Source organism: Vreelandella sp. 2A-K22, assembly GCF_054065485.1.
This window is the reverse complement of record NZ_JBSUGC010000002.1, coordinates 60781-77918: the sequence shown is the minus strand read 5'-3', so window position 1 is coordinate 77918 and position 17138 is coordinate 60781. Positions and strand designations below refer to the sequence as shown.

Below are 17138 nucleotides of genomic sequence, written 5' to 3'. Positions count from 1 at the left end.
TGCCATGGATGGCTCACGGCTGCTGCAAGCTAAATACGCGTAAGGAGAGAATAATGCAGGCCATCCAGGCAAAGGATAATTCGAAAGACCTGGTCTTAACGACAGAATTACCGTTATTTTTGATAGCTGATCTACTCAAGTGTCCAAACTTACCTACCCTCCCTGCTGTCGCCGTTAACGTTTTAAAAGTGGCACGTACTGAGCATCCGTCGGTAAACGACTACGCCAATGCTATCGAGCGTGATCCTGCCTTGAGCATGCGTATCATTACCCTTGCCAATAGCGCTTTTTTCTCACGTAGTCATATAAAGGTACATGCGTGCCAAGAAGCAACGGCACGTTTGGGGTTAGACACCACGCTGGCAGCGGTAATGAGCTTCAGCCTGCTTCAAAACAGAGGTATTGACGCCCATTACCAGCGGGTATGGATGCGCTCTATCATCGCCTCGTTAGCAGCACGACACCTTGCCATACAGCTTTGCCCGGACATGGCGGGGCCCGTTTTCACTGCCGCCTTACTACAAGACATTGGCATCATGGCTTTAAGGGCGACATACCCTAAAGAGAGCAATGAGTTGTATGCTGAAGCCGCACTCTCTCATCGACAGTTATCCGAGTCGGAACAGCGCCTTTTTGGCTGCGATCACTCTCAAGTAGGTGCTTGGCTCGCTGCCAAATGGGGTGTTCCAACACCGCTCGCTCAGCGTATCTGCGATAGCCACAATGAGTACGACATTACCGCCGCCGATAGGCTTTGCATTCAGCTGTCTGGGCCCATCGCCGACGCCTGGCTCTCTTCACATCCTGCGCAGTCGCTCGTCGCCGTGGTACGAGAGTTTGAAACCTACCAGGGCGCCCATGCGATCTCATTACGGCTTTTGTTAGAGAATATTCAGGAACAGTTGCCAGCGCTGGCGGACATGCTGCAAATGACGGCCCCCCCTTTGCAGGATAACGAATCGTTGCTTGCCGAGGCTCAACAACTGCTGTTCCAACAGACGTTACAGCTCAAAGCGCGCTTTGAAACGCAACAAGTAGAGCTCGCCTCCCTGCGTCAACGACAAGATGAGTTAGAAGAGCGTTCACGAACCGATATGCTCACCGGTCTTGCCAACCGATCCTGGCTTGAAGAGCAAATGCATAAGCGCTTTGCCTTATGCCAGGAACAGTCTCGCATCATGTCAGTGGTATTTATTGACCTTGACCACTTTAAGAAGCTCAACGATCAATACGGCCACCAAATGGGCGACAACGTGCTGCAAAAATTCGGCAAAACGCTGCAGTCGCTTATTCGTGAAGGCGATCTTGCGGGGCGCTGGGGAGGCGAAGAGTTCCTGGTCATTTTGCCAGATGAAGATGCCCAGGCAGCTCAAGTATTCGCCAAACGTATTGCCCAGCGTTTAGAAAAAACGCCCATGGCTCACAACGACCAGCACCCTATCTATGTCTCCGTTTCGATTGGCATTGCCTGCCTGAACGACGGCGGATTTGGCGATGCGGGCGAGCTTATTGATGCCGCGGATAAAAGTATGTATTTCATTAAACGCACGGGTAGGGGTGGAATAGCAGTATATGGGGAGCGCGGCGCGCCAGGGGCTCCAAACTAGCATCAACTAGCCTCTACCTTAATGGACAACAAAGGCAGCCATGCTGGAATTTCATCAGGTACATAAAACCTACACGACGCCACAAGGGCCGCTGAACGTGCTCAACGATGTCTCCCTTCGTCTCGCGGCAGGAGAAAGCCTGGCGCTAATGGGAGAATCTGGGAGCGGCAAATCCACCCTACTGCATCTTGCCGCCGGTTTAGATCTTCCCGACCAAGGAACAGTTAGCTTCGAAAACCAGAATGTCGCGTCTCTACCTGAGCCCACGCGCGCCAAGCTACGCCGCGAGCAACTGGGTTTAGTCTTCCAGCAATTCCACTTAGTGCCCAGCTTAACGGTCATCGACAATCTGCGCTTACAGGCGCGCTTAGCCAATCGCGACGATGCCGACTGGACAGACCACTTAATTGAGCGGCTTGGGCTGAGTGGCATGGAAACACGTTACCCGGAGCAGCTCTCTGGCGGGCAGCAGCAGCGCTTAGCTATTGGTCGTGCTCTGGCGCCGCGCCCACCTCTGCTGCTTGCCGATGAACCCACGGGCAATTTGGATGAAACCACCGCAGGTGAAGTGCTTGAACTGCTATTGAGCCTGGTTCGCGAAACTCAGTGCGCCCTGCTCATTGTCACCCACAGCCCCCAAGTGGCGGCTCCGCTTGATCGCTGCCTACGTCTAAGCCACGGTCATCTACTAGAAGCGGCACTATGACCCGGGTGCTATCCACGCTACTTAGCCACTACCGGCGCCACCCCGGCCAACTGATAATGCTGCTGCTCGGACTATGGGTGGCTAGTGCCCTATGGAGTGGCATCCAGGCGATCAACGCCACCGCTCGCGACAGCTACGCCCGCGCCGATGCGCTGTTTGACACCCAGCTGGATCAGCTTGAGCGGCGCGATGGCATGCCATTCAGTCGTGCCGAGTATCACGCCCTGCGTCAAGCAGACTTGCCCGTATCGCCCATGCTAGAGGGTGAAGTCGTTACCCAAGATGGCACCCGGCTAACTCTGATCGGCATTGACCCACTGACCCTTTCCAGCGATAACGCGCTGGCTCAAGCCAACACCTCCGCGTCGTTAAGTGACTTTCTAACGCCCCCGTGGCAAACACGCGTAGCGCCTGACGCTTTGGAAACCCTAGGGATAACGCGCGAGAATGCATCGGCTGCCACCCCGACCTTGGCAGATGGCAAAACACTCCCGCCGCTCGTTTTAGCGCCAGCACTACCCCCAGACACGCTGATCATGGATATTGCCGCCGCAGCGCGGTTGCTTGAAAGCGGCGACCAGCTTACGCGCATCGTGGCCGCCCCGGGGGCACTCACTGAAGCGCCCCCGGGATTAACGCTCACCCGCGCCACCACGCTTGCCTCCCCTGGTCAACTGACCGAAAGCTTTCACCTGAACCTTACCGCACTGGGGCTACTTGCCTGGGTCGTGGGGCTATTCATCGTTCAAGCAGCGCTAGGCCTAGCGTTGGAGCAACGCCTGGGCATGCTGCGCACCCTGCGAGTGCTGGGTGTATCAGGGCGCAGTTTAGTGCTAGCGCTCAGCTTAGAGCTGCTCCTGCTCGGCCTAATCGGAGCACTTGCCGGTATTGCCAGCGGCGTATGGCTGGCACGTTTGTTACTGCCCGATGTCGCGGCAACCCTGGGCTCACTTTATGGCGCAGGCATCGGGCAAGAGCTCAACCTGCCCTGGCATTACTGGGTCGGTGGGCTGGCGGTTAGCCTTGGCGGACTACTGCTGGCAGGCAGCGGCGTGCTATGGCGCGCGGCCCGCTTAAACATGTTGGAGTTAGGTCAGATGCAGGCCTGGCGTAGCGGTTACCGCCGCCAATTATCGCTAATGAGCATCGGCGGCGCTTTCGCGATGGGCGTTGCGCTAGCATTGTATGTTTGGCTTCGCTTTCAGCCCCCTGGCGATGGATTAGTGACAGGCTTTACGCTGGTAGCGGCGTTACTTCTGGCTAGCGCCCTGTGGCTGCCGCCCTTTTTAGCACTGCTACTAAAAGCGCTGACGTACCTCGCCCGGCGGCGCCCACTTATTCACTGGGCACTGGCGGATATGCAGCTTCAGCTACCTAGGCTGTCACTGGCCATGATGGCACTACTTATCGCCCTGGCGACCAATCTGGGGGTCGGTAGCATGGTCGGCGGCTTTCGCCTGACGTTTTTAGACTGGCTCGATCAGCGCTTGGTCGCCCCGCTCTACTTGAATGCCCCCGCCGAGCAATATGCGGATATTGATGCTTGGCTGGCTGATCGCCCGGAGGTCTTCGAGCGCCTGCTCACACGGCGCAGCGATGCAACACTACAGGCCGCTACAACGCCGGAAGGTAGCCGCTCTTTAGGCACGCCTATCGAGCTTTACGGCATTACCCCTGGCGAATCACTCACTCCGCACTGGCCGCTGCTGGCAACCCAACAAGACCGCTCATCCGCCTGGGCAGCCTTTAGTGATGGCGCGATTTTTATTAACGAGCAACTTGCCACTGCAGAGAACCTCTCCCCCGGTGATCGCCTGACGCTGAACGCGCCCGGCGCCAATGAAACGCTGACCATCGCCGCTATTTATCCCGACTACGGCAACCCCAGCGGGCAGGTGCTAATGGCATCGCCCCAGCTTGCCGCTCGTTTTGATGCCCCGCCTAGCTCCATGGGGTTAGTGCTGAGTGACGAGGCTGATGTTGATGCCCTGCATGCTGCTCTGCTCGAACGCTTTGACCTCGGCAGCGATGCGCTGAGCGATCAGCGCGAGATCAAGCGTATTGCCACCGAGATTTTTGAGCGTACCTTTACCATTACCCGCGCGCTCAATGCATTAACCCTAGCAGTAGCGGCACTAGCGCTGCTCGCCAGCCTGCTGACCCAGGCACGCAGCCGACGCCAACAGTTAGCGCCGCTATGGGCGCTGGGCGTTCCCCGAGCACAGCTGGCACAATTAAATCTGGCACAACTGAGCGGTGCCGCATTAGCCACCGGCCTGCTGGCCATTCCACTGGGTATCGCGATTACCTGGGGATTAGTGGCGATTATTAATGTGGCCGCCTTCGGCTGGCGACTACCGCTCTATCTATTTCCTGGGGAAATGGCCGTTACCCTGGCCACCGCCGTTGGTGTGGCACTCCTGGCAGCAGCCCTGCCCACGCTGCGTTTCTGGCGCGCCTCACCGCGGGCCTTACTGGCAGAAGAGGCCAATCAATGAGCTTAAGGCTTCGACTAACCTTGCATCTTCTACTGATAGCCACTGTAGCGCTAACGCTTTACGGCTGTGACGAAGAGAATCAAACCGAAACCAACAACACAGGCTTTGCCGGTTTAGGACAAGACGCCGATGGTTTTAGGCATGCCGAGCCTAATCAGCCGCTCAGTTTTCCACAAGAGCACGCCGCCCACCCGGACTACCGCATTGAATGGTGGTATTTAACCGCCAATTTAGAAGACGCCGACGGTGAGCCACTTGGCCTGCAGTGGACGCTCTTTCGCCAGGCGCTGATACCTCCCAACGAACGCCCTGCGCCTACTCCTTGGGCGGCCGATCAACTGTGGATGGCCCATATGGCGATCTCCCAGGGCGAGCAACACCAGGTGGCCGAACGTTTCGGGCGCAGCCATTCACAGGCCTCATTGAACACTCCCCAGGACAGCCAAGCAGGCGTAATGATTAGCCCCTTTCATGCCTGGCTGGATGATTGGCAGCTTAAAGCTAACGAAGAAGCCGACAGCAGCGATTTTAATCACCTCACACTAACCGCCTACAGCGGCGAGGGTGCATCGCGTTTTGGCTACCGTTTAGAACTGACTGCAGAGGGGCCGCTGGTGCTTCACGGCGAAGAGGGTTTTAGCCAGAAAGCCGCCAATGGCCAGGGCTCCATGTACTACAGCCAGCCCTTCTGGCAAATAAACGGCGAAGTCACCATTAACGGCGAGACAAAAACCGTTAGCGGGCGCGGCTGGCTGGATCGGGAGTGGAGCAGTCAACTGCTTGATGCCCGCCAATCAGGCTGGGACTGGTTCTCGATTCACCTTGAGGATGGCCACAAGCTGATGGCGTTCCAACTACGTGGCGGCTCCGCCCAAAACGCCGACTACCGCTCCGGCACCTGGATTACTCCCCAAGGCGACGCCACCCCCTTAGCATCAGATGACATTACCCTAACGCCGCTGGCAACGTCGGCTGTCGCCGGTCGCAATGTGCCCACCCAATGGCGGCTGGAAATACCGTCAGTAGGGATCGACATCAACATCGAAGCGCCCCACGCCAACCGCTGGATGACCACCAGCGTGCCCTACTGGGAAGGTGAAGTGGTGGTCAACGACCGCGCCAGCGGCGAACCGCTTGGCGAGGGTTATTTGGAAATGACCGGGTATTAATTAGCCGAGATCAAAAATCGCATCTTATGTATAGCGAATGTCGCTTTATGACAACTAATGTCTGCGCACGGCGACACACTAGTAAGCGAATAAACTGCTGACTAGAGAGCACGCCATGAACCGCAATGTCATTCTTACCTGTGCCGTGACGGGCGCGGGAGATACCACCGCAAAAAACCCCAATGTGCCTGTTACACCCAAGGCCATTGCAGCTTCCTGCATTGAAGCGGCGCATGCCGGGGCCAGCATCGCGCATATCCATGTTCGCGACCCGGAGACCGGCGGCATCAGCCACTCTACTGAGCAGTTCCGCGAAGTGATGGAGCGCGTACGCGAGGCCGATGTGGATATTGTGATGAACATCACCGCTGGTGGCGGCGGCGACTGGATACCCGATGCCACCGACCCAACGCGCGGCGGCCCAGGCACCGATATCCAAACACCCGCCGAGCGTCACGCCCCGGTCGGCGAACTGCTTCCCGAGCTGTGCACGCTGGACTGCGGCAGCCTCAATTTTGGCGATATGGTCTACGTAAACCCCGCAGACTGGCTACGCGAACACGCCCGCCTGGTTCAGGCCGCAGGCGTTAAGCCAGAGCTGGAGTGCTTTGATTTGGGCCATGTCTGGTTTGCCCGCCAGCTTCAGCAAGAGGGCTTGATCGATGGCGACCCGCTCTATCAGCTCTGTCTGGGTATTCCCTGGGGTGCTGAAGCGGACACAGAAACGATGCTGGCCATGCGCAACAAATTACCTGCCAATGCTAACTGGGCCGCCTTCGGCATTGGTCGACATCAAATGCCCATGGTCGCCCAGGCGGTGCTGCTGGGTGGCCACGCTAGGGTTGGGTTGGAAGATAACCTGTTTTTAGAGAAAGGCGTGTTGGCTAACAACGGCCAACTGGTCGAGAAAGCGTCGACCATTATTGAAAACCTCGGCGCCCGAGTAATGACGCCTGCAGAAACCCGCGCTCATCTCAAACTACGCGACCCGTTGACCGGAAGTATCATGGGTAACACAGCAGGAGGTGACAAATGAGCCGCTTAGCCGTCATCGGTACCGGCGTGATTGGCAACGGCTGGATTGCCCGCGCCCTCGCTCAAGGCTGGGACGTCGTCGCCTTCGACCCGGATCCCAAGGCACCGGCGCGTACCCAATCGTTTATCGACAATGCCTGGCCCTCGTTAACCCAGCTCGGCTTAGCGCCCGATGCTAGCCCTGAGCGGTTAACCTTTGCGGATACGATTGAAAAAGCCGTGGATGGCGCTGACCTGATTCAGGAAAACGTGCCCGAGCGCCTACCGCTAAAGCAAGAGATTTTATCCGCGATTGACGCTGCTGCCCCACCGGACGTCATTATTGGCTCGTCTACCTCCGGCTTTAAACCCACCGACCTGCAGCAGCAGTGCCAACAAGCGCCTGGGCGCGTGATCGTCGCTCACCCCTTCAACCCGGTGTATTTACTGCCATTGGTAGAGCTTGTTGGCGGTAAGGCCACCCAGCCCACACAGATCGCCAGCGCCCAGAGGCTGTATCAGGCCCTCGCCATGCGCCCACTGGTGGTTCGCCGTGAAATTGAGGGCCACATCGCCGACCGCTTAATGGAGGCGCTGTGGCGGGAAGCCCTGCATCTGGTTAACGATGGCGTAGCAACCACCGAAGAGATCGATGCCGCCGTGGTTTACGGCTGTGGACTCCGCTGGCCGTTAATGGGCACGTTCTTAACCTTCCACCTAGCGGGCGGCGAGCCAGGCATGCGCCATATGCTGGAGCAGTTTGGCCCAGCGCTTAAACTGCCCTGGACCAAGCTGGAGGCCCCGGAACTCACCGATGAACTGATTGATAAAGTCGTCGAGGGGTGTGAGCATCAAGCGGCAGGACGATCAGTGGCCACCCTTGACCGGCGCCGGGATGACTTTTTAGTCGAGCTGCTCGAGGTGGTGCAAAAATATTGGCCGGAAGCCGAAGGCTTACAGGGGCGCATTTAATGATTATTTATGAAACCCACGTCGCTCCCGAGTGGGTCGACTACAACGGGCATATGAACGACGCGGAGTACGCCCGCGTCTTCTCTCTGGCCTGCGAGGCGCTTATCGACACCATTGGGTTGGATGAAGCGGGCCGAGAACACTATGGCTACACGATCTATACCCTGGAAACGCATCTTTGCTACCGCCGCGAGGCCCACCAAGGCCAAGCCCTGAACGTCAGTCTGACGCTACTGGATAGCGACACAAAGCGCCTGCACGTCTTTTTCACCCTGTTCGATGACGAAGATAACCTGATCGCGACCAGCGAGCAGATGTTGATGGGCATGAAACAAGCCTCTGGGCGCCCAAGCCCGTTTCCAGAAGCGGTCGCAAATCGCGTGACAGAACTACCCCAAGCCCATAAAGACGCTTGGCCCGAGCTTGCCAGCCGCACCATTGGTATTCGGCGCTAAGGGTTACAGTAGCGATGAACGTGGACGACTTCATTCAGCGCTTTAGCGCCGGGCTGGCAAAGATAAAGGAGCTGCCATTACCTCAAGCACGGCGCGCCTACGTTGAGCTTTGCCAAACGTTCGCCCCACCCGACCCGGCAGGAATGCGGGTTAAAAATAGCGCTTTGGGTGGTATTCGCGTGCGCCGTTTTATTCCCCAGCAGCGCACACCAGGCCGCGCGCTGTTTATCCATGGCGGCGGTTTTACCATCGGCTCAACAGAGAGCCACCATGGCCCCGCCGCCAGCTTGGCCCAGATGCTTGAGCGTGAAGTGGTAAGCGTTAACTATCGGCTGGCACCAGAGGTAGATTACCCCGCCATGTTGGCAGACTGCCGTACGGTGTTAGAAGCGATTCAACCTATCGCGCTGGTGGGTGACAGCGCGGGCGGGCGATTAGCCATTGACCTTGCCCATCAGCGCAATGAAGCGCCGCCGCTAGGATTGATCTACCCAACCGTTGGCGCGCTTTCCCTTGAATGCTTGGGAGAAGATGCGCCACTGCTTTCACGCGGCGATGTGCTCGGCATTCGTCAACAGTGTCCTGACATCATTGCGACTCAGCGTGATCGCCACCCTCCTGCCACAAGCATTGAAATGCTTACCGTGGAGAGGGATCCACTGACACTACCCATCGAAGCCGCAATAGCCAATTGGCGCGAGGAAGGTGCCTCGGTAGGCTATCGCTGCGCCCCGAACATGGTTCATGCCGCCCTTCACGCCCATGCGCTGCTACCCGATATGAGTGCGGCTTGGCAGGACTTTTGCCAAAAACTAAAACAGCGCCTTAATTAATAAGGCGCTGTTTGTCGTTAATCACAGCTTAGGCTTTACGAGCCGTGCTATTAACGAATAACTATTAAGAGTCGAACTGGGCTCGCACCTGCTCAATGGCGGACTCCCCATCGCGGGTTTCAACCCCCTCCAGCCATTCGGCAACGGTATCCAGGTTGTTGCCAATCCACTCATTAGCCACTTCATCCGCCGGGCGCTCTTCGTAACTGTACTCATGCACCCAATCGTTTTGATCTTCGATATCGATCACGTACTGCGACAGAAAGCGGTGAACCTCAGGCGCTTCTTCCGCCAGGCTGGCAGGGGTAATTGTCCATACCGTGCTTTCAATAGAAGCCACGCCCGCGTCATCGCTATCGGCTAAATAGGCCAGATCAAAGCTCACGTTCATCCAGTGAGGCTCCCAGCCGACAAAGGTCACCCACTCTTCATCGGCCATTTTTTGCTCAGCCTGGGCCAGCATGGCCGAAGTCGAGCTTTCGCGGAGCTGCCAATCGCCCAGCCCCGCAAGATCATTATCGATGGCATTGAGAATCGCATCGTTAATACCGGTGCCCGCTTCAATCCCCTGAATTTCACCATCGAAGCGGTCGTGATGCTCTGCCAGCTCAGCCACCGTGGTGACGCCTGCATCGTAAACATACTGGGGAACCACTAGCCCGGAATTGGCGCCGCGGATATTGGAAACCACTTTTTCGACTTTACCGTCGGCCACCAGGGGCTCGACCATATCAGTCTGAACGGGATACCAGCCGCCTAGATAAATTTCCAAGTCGTTCCGCGTTAAGCCTTCGAGGATAACGCTCACGGCTAAATCTTGCTGTCGGGTCTCGTACCCCATGGTCTCAAGTAGCTGGGCCGCCACTTCAGACTTTACCGTCACCCCAGGCCACGGCGGCACCCCAAAGCGCAGTTCATCAAGCTCTGCCATAGCGGGTGTGGCAGTAAACGCAGCGAGTAAAAAACTCGCTGTCAACGACAGCGTCTTAGTAGTGGTAGGGCTGGTAGTGGCAGAGCTAGTGGTGGCGAAGCTAGTTGTGACCGACATTTGGCTAAACCTCTTTATTAGTTGGGTTTAGCTAGTATGCGCGGCTACTCCCCTATCACTAGACACTAAGCGACGCTTATCAGGCATTAAGCGACACTCATTGCGCTTTAAAGGTCTTCTCCGCTATGGCAGAACGCACCTGCCGAGGCGAGTAGCCGTAATGCGCACGAAACGTACGCGCAAAGCTCGACGACGAACTAAACCCACAGGCCACGCCCACTTCTAATACCGCTAAGTCAGTCTCGGCCAGCAGCCGCCGGGCGCGCTTCACACGCAGCTGCAAATACCATTGACGCGGGGTCACGTTTAGCTCCTGCTCAAACAGACGCTGCAACTGGCGCACCGATACCTCTACTTGGCTGGCTATCTCGTCAAGGGGGAGCGGTTCTTCCAGGTTCTGCTCCATCAGCGCAACCGCCTCCACAACGCGCCGGTTATGCGTACCTAAGCGCTTCACCAACGCCATGCGCTGCTGATCGCTGCGGGTGCGAATTCGGTCATGGATCAGTTGCTCGGAGACATCGATAGCCAACTTTGCGCCATGCCGCCGGGCAATCACTTCCAGCGCCATATCCATCGCCGCTGCCCCACCCGCACAGGAGAAGCGCCGCTCGCCCAACTCGTAAAGCTCATCGGTAGTGTCAATACCCGGAAAACGCTCACGAAACGCGGGCAGACTCTCCCAGTGCAGTGCCACCCGCTCGTGCTTTAATAACCCTGTAGCGGCGAGTAGAAACGCTCCGGTATCAATACCACCCAAACAGCAGCCCGCCTGATCCAACTGATGAAGCCAGGCCATTAACGGCCGGGTAAGATGCGCCTCGGGAGTAAAGCCGCTGCATACCGCAAGCGAGGGCAAATGGTGAACATCCGCCGTTGCGTGATCCACCATCAAGGTCATACCGTTCGACGCCGTCACCGGCCCGCCATCAGCGCTAATCAACGTCCAGTCGAACAGCGGTCGATGGGCAATGCGGTTGGCAATTCGCAGCGGCTCCACCGCCGCAAAGAAAGCCATCATCGAATACTGCGGCAATAGCAAAAACCCCACCATTTCAGGCAGCGGGCCCTGGTAACTAAGACGCATAGCAATGCCCAAGGTCATTTAGAGTATGTCGGTGTCAGGTCAACCCAAGCAGCGCTTCAGCCAGCTTAACGTCGTCATAACGTTGGGTATCAGCATTCTCCGGCGCAAGATCTAGATCAATGATTTGAATACCCATTTCATCGCGTAGCGTCTCAATCTGATCAGCCGAAACACTCAGAAGCTGCGAATCAAACAGTAAAAAATCGATTGAAGACCGCTTAGACGATAGGGGTTCGAGTGTGCCAGACAAATGCTCATTGAGCACTTGAACCTGATCCACCAACGTCATGCCAAGCGTTTCAAGATCAGTTCCCAGGCTTGGCACATACACTTTGGGTGACGGATTTTTAGCCAATGCCTTATCAACCCCCTTGGGCAGCAGGTTGGCAATGACACTGCTATAAAAACTACCCGGCGGGAAAACCAACAGCTCAGCCGAATCAATGAGCTTACGGGTCTCTTTACACACTTTGGAAGCATCCAAGGTATCGATATCGTCCGCCTCGCCTGATAATTTTATCGCTCTGATAGGCGAATCGATTTGAGCCGTCTCTTTGCCGGTAAAGCAGTGTTGGCCAATAATCGTTCGACCGTTCTCTAACAATACCTCCAGTTGAAGGTTGGCATCCGTCGTTGTCCGAACGGTGCCGCGGGTCTTGATCAGTTGACCAAAGAGAAAGGCAATCGGATCCAGAGAGCGATCATGAATCAGATAACCGCCGGTCAAGATCAGGTTCCCCACACTGGCACCAGCGAGGTTAAAATCTTTGGGCATATGTTTGTAGAATGCGGCGATATAGCTCTGGATCAGCGACCGCATGGGCTCAGCAATTGCCTTGAGCAGCGGATGCTTAGCACTGACAAGGGCCTGCAGACTTTGCTCAAGTGCTGTCTTTGCCGTCGCGTCTTCCCCCTCCCTTGCCGATAGCCGATGTGAAAAAAGCGCAGCCACCTCAGGGTGCCCGGTAACTGAATCATCAGCCAGAGCAAGCAGGCGTGCCCTTAGGTCGCCCACCGCAGGCATCGCGAAGGCCCGGCGTAACTCTGCCGAGCTGCCTCCTGAATCAAAAGGGGTAACCAGATGAATGGAATTATGGGTATAGTCCGTCAACACCTCAGAAAAATGTCTTAGTGCCGTGCCGCCACTAAAGAAGAGTATTTTCGGCCCTAGCTCGGGGGCTTTTCGGTATCTGGCCAGACGCAGATCCCGCCCCTTGCCAATCTCACGGGGCAGGCACATTCGGGTACCGATAAAACGTCTTTTTTTCATACAAGTCTTTGTACTGTAAGAAACATGTAACGTAAACGATGGCACTGTTATTTATACTGTTGACTCTCAGAAGCAGTAACCACCTAAGCGCACTTTATCTCGGTGAGGCAGCGTATCAATACGTCGATTTTGGAGCATTTCTATTTTCTACGATTCGAAGTTGAAAATCACTTCGAGTTAGTTGAAGTTTATGTGACTCAGCCAAGTGAATCCGTTTCTCGGCGCCTGATCAATCGCAAAGGCTATAGGAACACGCTGGTGGAGAAAGTTGAGCTCGCCGTCGCCATGGATGTGCAGCGACGCAAAGTCGATGGGCAGGGTTTTCAGCAATCCAAATCCCTTGAGCGCTTAGCCCGACTACTTGACCAGTTAGGCCAATCCTGCCTTGAATTCACCGACATCAAGGCCCTGAAGCAGCTTCCCGATAAATCGCGAAAAGAGTACGCCAAGCTCATTCGATTGGTGGGTAAATCATTGAAGCTGGTGATCATTAATATCGATGATGCAAACACTCGCCAAGGCCTGAAAATTGGACGCCGAATTCCCAAAATAACCGCCCGCTTAACCACTGCTTTTGAGCCGGGCGCTTCAGACATGCGTAACAGCGCCGTGGTGGATTTTCAGCTTCACCGCATGATTCATCTGCTTTCAGAGCTTGCCGACGCCCTACTCGCCGCCAATTTCGGCCCTGCCGTACGCTTGCAAAATTACAAGCAACTGAAAAATGCCGCCCACGCGATGACCGCCCAGAATGACGAATTTACCGTTGAGCGGCTGGCGCTTACCCGCAGCGGCAGCACCATTGCCACACTGAGAGCCGAGCATGCCACCTCTGGCAAGATGATGGCAGTCTACAAAGAGGGTGAAAGCCAGAAAGTCATTGAAGAACTTTACGGGGTAGATCAATGGAAACGGGTCTATCCTAAGGTGGCCCCAACGGTTCTTTCGCACCATGTCGAGCAGGGGGATGAACTGGGTTCAATGGTGATCGAACACCTCCCCGGCCGAACGCTTGAGTCACTACTGTTAAACGACCAGTGGAAATCCGCCAAGCAACTTGCCCACACACTCCAACGGACGTTGAGAAAGACCTGGAAGACATCACGTACTAACGAGCCGGCTCAGCCCGAGTATATGCAGCAGTTGCGTAAACGCATGCCCGAAACCCGCCACACGCACCCAACACTGTTTCATACACACCAAACCATTTGCGGACTGCCCCGCCCCAGTTTTGATGAGTTGATCGATCGCGTAGAGCCCCTAGAGCGTCAGCTTAGGGCGCCATTTTCCGTGCTGATCCACGGCGACTTTAACGTCGACAACCTCATCTATGACGAACTCAAAAATCGCATCTACTTTATCGACCTGCACCGCGCCTCCTATTCTGATTATGTTCAGGATTTATCCGTTCTGATGGCGTCAATTTATCGGCTCCCCATTATGGATGCGGCCCCTAGAGCGGAACTAATGGGATTGATCAGACAGCTCTATCAGTTTGCGCGCCGGTTCGCCAAAGAGAATAAAGATGTAAGCTTTGATGCGCGGCTAGCCATCGCGCTAGGTCGCTCCTTTGCCACCTCGACGCGCTTTATTTACGACAAGCTTTTTGCCAACCGACTCGCCCTTAGAGCGAGCTACCTGCTAGAGGCCATAACACTTCTCCCCCCTGAGAAAATAGAGAAGTACAGGCTTCCCCTAGAGGATATTTTTAGTGATTAATAAGCGAATTGCGGTCATCGGGATACCTGGCAAATGGTCAACCGAAGTATTGGCGAATCATTTGGAACAGCGCACCGGCTACCGCTGCGTTATCGATATGGCTGACGTCGTGCTAGAACTTGAAACCGGCGAGTTACGTTATCGGGACACCTTGCTCAACACGCTTGACGGCGTGATCATCAAAAAAATAAGCGAAACCTACTCCCATGCCGCCGACGACCGACTGCGCATGCTCAAAACCCTTGAAGCGGACGGGGTGCGCTGTTTCAGCTCGCCAAGCCAGGTGGGGCGCCTGATTAATCGTCTTGAGGGCACCGCCGCCCTGGCATCCGGCGGTATCCCGCTGCCCGCGACGCAAGTCACCGAGAGCACTGATGCAGCGCTGGAGGCTATCCAAACGTTCGGAAAGGCGATCCTAAAACCGCTCTACTCAACCAAAGCCCGCGGCATGGTGGTGTTAAAAGCGGCAGATGGTGTTAAAGCCAATACTCAAATACTGAATAAATTTAAGGCTAAGCATGGCCTTTTTTACCTTCAGAAGTTCGTCAACCTGGGCGGTCAGGATCTAGGCATGGTATTTCTAGGCGGCAAGTACCTGTGCACCTATGCCCGTGTCGGCGATGACAAGTCGTGGAATACAACGATACACAGCGGGGGCAAATATCGAACCTTTGATGCAAGCCCTGAGCTGATTGAGCTTGGCCTAAAAGCCCAGTCATGCTTCGACCTAAGCTTTACCACTGTAGACATTGCATTGACTGATGAAGGGCCCGTGGTCTTTGAGGTCTCGGCCTTTGGCGGATTTAGCGGCGCGAAAAAAGGGTGTGGTATCGATGCTGCTGAGAAGCTGTGTGATTATGTGCTTAGCCAGCTTGAGGCCGAGACAGCAGAGACAGATACAGCAGAGGCAGGTGAATGATCAACCTTTTTGATAATCAACAAATCAATCAGGCAAAGGCCGCCTGCACCTATGCGTTACCGCTGACGTTCAATGGTTTAACAATTCGCGTGCTGGCCGACCACCCAGCCATTCTTGACCATCTTGAGGTTTACTATGCTGGTTTAACGGCGTCTGGTTTGCTCCCGAAAGAAGTCCATACCCTTGACCAGCCAGAACTACCGGTATGGCTGTTGGATCAGCAAGCGGATACCAGCGGCCGCGAGTGGACAGCAGTAACACGGGCCAAAACCAGCACTCTGGGACTGAAAGAGGCCTACGTGGATACGCCTCAAGGGCGCTGGATTCATAAAGTACGCACGGGGATGGTGCTGTTCCAATCGTTAACGGCGCCAGCTGCGATTGGCGAGTTAAACAAGCACTCATCGCAAGTCATCAACTTTATTAACAACCAGTTCCTCAATCATCATCAACGCGATGGTTACCTGCTCGGCCACGCCTCGGCCTTTGATATCGATGGCAACGTCACGGCCATTGCCGCCAGCTCCGGTGGCGGTAAATCGACGCTAATGCTGAAAGCGCTGGAAACCGCAACGGCGCGCTTTCTCTCCAATGACCGGATTCTGTTTAAGCCCGACAACGACCAGGTAAGCGTTATCGGTGTCGCCAAGCACCCCCGCGTTAACCCAGGCACGCTGATCAACTCCCCGCGTTTGAGCGACATACTGCCTACTGAAGAGCGCGACCGATTTACCGGCATGCATAAAAGCCAGCTATGGGATATTGAGCAGAAGTACGATGTGTTGATTCCTAACGCCTATGGCGAGGGTAAAACCGCCCTCTCCGGCACGCTCAAACACCTGATACTGCTGGACTGGGCATTAGACGCTACCGCCCCGACAGCCCTGAGTAGCGTGGATATCACCCAAACACCTGAGGCGCTTGAGGGCTTACGCAAAAGCCCAGGGCCATTTTTTCAACACGCGGATGGCCGCTTTCCCACCGAGCATGCCCAATCTGCCAAGGTCTATGCCGAACATCTAGAGCGCGTTGAAGTGCTGCGCCTCACCGGTACCATCGATTTTGAGCGTGCCATTGCGCTGCTCCAAGCCAAAGGCATTCTCTGATGGTGGCACTGGCGCTGATTCGGCACGGTGAATATTCTCAACTAGCGGATACACCCAGCGCCCTGCAGCCTTACCCGCTCACGGAAAAGGGTGCGGAAGACGTTCGAGAGCAGGCGCGGCGATTCGGCGCGTGGCTAACCACTTCAGGCTATCAGCTCAATGCGGAGATACACTGCTCGACACTGCTAAGAGCCTGGCAAACAGCCGAAATCTTCCGCGAAGAGCTAACGCCGCTGTTTGCGGAGCCGCCCCGTTTGCGCAGCTTTTCGGCCCTCTGTGAACGCAGCGTTGGGGCGCTGGCCAATCTTAGCATTCAGGAAATAGAACGGATCGTCGCCCTCGACCCTCGCCTTGAGCCCTTACCTAAGGGCTGGAAATCAGCCAGCGATTTCAGACTGCCCTTCGACGGCGCGGAATCTCTGTTGGAGGCAGGTGCAAGGGTCGCTGCTCATTTACAAGCACTTTTAGAGCCACAGCCGCGACCTGAGACAACGAAGCAACGGAATCAGCTCAAGCAACTCAATCACCTAAATCAACTACAGCTGGTGGTGGGCCACGGCGCCTCCATTCGCCACGCAAGCTATCATTTAAATGTCATACCCTTCAGCGATATTAAACGGTTAAGTATGTTTCATGGTCATCCGGTCGTTTTCGAGCGGCATAACCAAGGCTGGCACCGACTGTACGGAAACTGGAAACAGCGCCAGCCAGCAGACCCACTCGATTAGACGATAG

At 55.8% G+C, this 17138-nt stretch carries 15 protein-coding genes; 12 read left to right on the top strand and 3 right to left on the bottom strand.

Annotated features, from left to right (window positions below; genetic code table 11):
- Window positions 1-53 precede the first annotated feature (53 nt).
- The 8 genes from ACW17M_RS02655 (at window position 54) to ACW17M_RS02620 (ending at window position 9254) form a co-directional block, all read left to right on the top strand.
- Window positions 54-1607 (top strand): sensor domain-containing diguanylate cyclase, encoded by a 1554-nt coding sequence (locus ACW17M_RS02655; protein WP_035539125.1) that lies wholly within the window; start codon window positions 54-56, stop codon window positions 1605-1607.
- A gap of 40 nt (window positions 1608-1647) precedes the next feature.
- Window positions 1648-2313, top strand: a complete 666-nt coding sequence (locus ACW17M_RS02650; RefSeq protein WP_138800013.1) for an ABC transporter ATP-binding protein — start codon at window positions 1648-1650, stop codon at window positions 2311-2313.
- The gene (locus ACW17M_RS02645) at window positions 2310-4811 is read left to right on the top strand and encodes an FtsX-like permease family protein (RefSeq protein ID WP_457546884.1); all 2502 of its coding nucleotides are present in this window, start codon (window positions 2310-2312) and stop codon (window positions 4809-4811) included. Before ACW17M_RS02650 ends, ACW17M_RS02645 begins: the two co-directional genes overlap by 4 nt.
- Window positions 4808-5980 (top strand): lipocalin-like domain-containing protein, encoded by a 1173-nt coding sequence (locus ACW17M_RS02640; RefSeq protein WP_457546883.1) that lies wholly within the window; start codon window positions 4808-4810, stop codon window positions 5978-5980. The genes ACW17M_RS02645 and ACW17M_RS02640 overlap by 4 nt, the downstream gene beginning before the upstream one ends.
- 115 nt (window positions 5981-6095) lie before the next feature.
- Window positions 6096-7016, top strand: coding sequence for a BKACE family enzyme (locus ACW17M_RS02635; RefSeq protein ID WP_230803982.1), 921 nt, complete (start codon window positions 6096-6098; stop codon window positions 7014-7016).
- Window positions 7013-7966, top strand: coding sequence for an L-carnitine dehydrogenase (locus ACW17M_RS02630; protein WP_230803984.1), 954 nt, complete (start codon window positions 7013-7015; stop codon window positions 7964-7966). The genes ACW17M_RS02635 and ACW17M_RS02630 overlap by 4 nt, the downstream gene beginning before the upstream one ends.
- The gene (locus ACW17M_RS02625) at window positions 7966-8421 is read left to right on the top strand and encodes a thioesterase family protein (protein ID WP_230803987.1); all 456 of its coding nucleotides are present in this window, start codon (window positions 7966-7968) and stop codon (window positions 8419-8421) included. The genes ACW17M_RS02630 and ACW17M_RS02625 overlap by 1 nt, the downstream gene beginning before the upstream one ends.
- Before the next feature lie 14 nt (window positions 8422-8435).
- The gene (locus tag ACW17M_RS02620; protein WP_230804002.1) at window positions 8436-9254 is read left to right on the top strand and encodes an alpha/beta hydrolase; all 819 of its coding nucleotides are present in this window, start codon (window positions 8436-8438) and stop codon (window positions 9252-9254) included.
- Window positions 9255-9318: 64 nt separating this feature from the next.
- On the opposite strand, the gene ACW17M_RS02615 is transcribed toward ACW17M_RS02620, so the two are convergent.
- The 3 genes from ACW17M_RS02615 to ACW17M_RS02605 form a co-directional block, all read right to left on the bottom strand.
- On the bottom strand, window positions 9319-10302 hold the full coding sequence (locus ACW17M_RS02615; RefSeq protein ID WP_230804005.1) for an ABC transporter substrate-binding protein: 984 nt from the start codon (window positions 10300-10302) through the stop codon (window positions 9319-9321).
- Between the two features lie 97 nt (window positions 10303-10399).
- Complete coding sequence (locus ACW17M_RS02610; RefSeq protein ID WP_052475578.1) at window positions 10400-11389, bottom strand: GlxA family transcriptional regulator; 990 nt, start codon at window positions 11387-11389, stop codon at window positions 10400-10402.
- Between the two features lie 34 nt (window positions 11390-11423).
- The gene (locus ACW17M_RS02605) at window positions 11424-12659 is read right to left on the bottom strand and encodes a GAK system CofD-like protein (RefSeq protein WP_233974770.1); all 1236 of its coding nucleotides are present in this window, start codon (window positions 12657-12659) and stop codon (window positions 11424-11426) included.
- Window positions 12660-12917: 258 nt separating this feature from the next.
- On the opposite strand from ACW17M_RS02605, the gene ACW17M_RS02600 reads away from it, so the two are divergent.
- The 4 genes from ACW17M_RS02600 to ACW17M_RS02585 are packed head-to-tail and all read left to right on the top strand — an operon-like array spanning window position 12918 to window position 17131.
- On the top strand, window positions 12918-14378 hold the full coding sequence (locus ACW17M_RS02600) for an aminoglycoside phosphotransferase family protein (RefSeq protein ID WP_457546882.1): 1461 nt from the start codon (window positions 12918-12920) through the stop codon (window positions 14376-14378).
- The gene (locus tag ACW17M_RS02595; RefSeq protein WP_457546881.1) at window positions 14371-15297 is read left to right on the top strand and encodes a GAK system ATP-grasp enzyme; all 927 of its coding nucleotides are present in this window, start codon (window positions 14371-14373) and stop codon (window positions 15295-15297) included. The genes ACW17M_RS02600 and ACW17M_RS02595 overlap by 8 nt, the downstream gene beginning before the upstream one ends.
- Window positions 15294-16403 carry an HprK-related kinase B gene (locus tag ACW17M_RS02590; RefSeq protein WP_233974767.1) on the top strand — a complete coding sequence of 370 codons (1110 nt, stop codon included), beginning with the start codon at window positions 15294-15296 and terminating at the stop codon, window positions 16401-16403. The genes ACW17M_RS02595 and ACW17M_RS02590 overlap by 4 nt, the downstream gene beginning before the upstream one ends.
- Window positions 16403-17131 carry a histidine phosphatase family protein gene (locus tag ACW17M_RS02585; RefSeq protein WP_233974766.1) on the top strand — a complete coding sequence of 243 codons (729 nt, stop codon included), beginning with the start codon at window positions 16403-16405 and terminating at the stop codon, window positions 17129-17131. The genes ACW17M_RS02590 and ACW17M_RS02585 overlap by 1 nt, the downstream gene beginning before the upstream one ends.
- The last annotated feature ends 7 nt before the right edge of the window (window positions 17132-17138 follow it).

Excerpts from the sequence above, each read along its gene's own strand:
- ACW17M_RS02585 (WP_233974766.1), top strand. The coding sequence starts at position 16,403 with ATGGTGGCACTGGCGCTGATTCGGCACGGTGAATATTCTCAACTAGCG.
- ACW17M_RS02615 (WP_230804005.1), bottom strand. The coding sequence starts at position 10,302 with ATGTCGGTCACAACTAGCTTCGCCACCACTAGCTCTGCCACTACCAGC.
- ACW17M_RS02610 (WP_052475578.1), bottom strand. The coding sequence starts at position 11,389 with ATGCGTCTTAGTTACCAGGGCCCGCTGCCTGAAATGGTGGGGTTTTTG.
- ACW17M_RS02625 (WP_230803987.1), top strand. The coding sequence starts at position 7,966 with ATGATTATTTATGAAACCCACGTCGCTCCCGAGTGGGTCGACTACAAC.
- ACW17M_RS02635 (WP_230803982.1), top strand. The coding sequence starts at position 6,096 with ATGAACCGCAATGTCATTCTTACCTGTGCCGTGACGGGCGCGGGAGAT.
- ACW17M_RS02650 (WP_138800013.1), top strand. The coding sequence starts at position 1,648 with ATGCTGGAATTTCATCAGGTACATAAAACCTACACGACGCCACAAGGG.
- ACW17M_RS02630 (WP_230803984.1), top strand. The coding sequence starts at position 7,013 with ATGAGCCGCTTAGCCGTCATCGGTACCGGCGTGATTGGCAACGGCTGG.
- ACW17M_RS02655 (WP_035539125.1), top strand. The coding sequence starts at position 54 with ATGCAGGCCATCCAGGCAAAGGATAATTCGAAAGACCTGGTCTTAACG.
- ACW17M_RS02605 (WP_233974770.1), bottom strand. The coding sequence starts at position 12,659 with ATGAAAAAAAGACGTTTTATCGGTACCCGAATGTGCCTGCCCCGTGAG.
- ACW17M_RS02620 (WP_230804002.1), top strand. The coding sequence starts at position 8,436 with ATGAACGTGGACGACTTCATTCAGCGCTTTAGCGCCGGGCTGGCAAAG.
- ACW17M_RS02590 (WP_233974767.1), top strand. The coding sequence starts at position 15,294 with ATGATCAACCTTTTTGATAATCAACAAATCAATCAGGCAAAGGCCGCC.
- ACW17M_RS02645 (WP_457546884.1), top strand. The coding sequence starts at position 2,310 with ATGACCCGGGTGCTATCCACGCTACTTAGCCACTACCGGCGCCACCCC.
- ACW17M_RS02640 (WP_457546883.1), top strand. The coding sequence starts at position 4,808 with ATGAGCTTAAGGCTTCGACTAACCTTGCATCTTCTACTGATAGCCACT.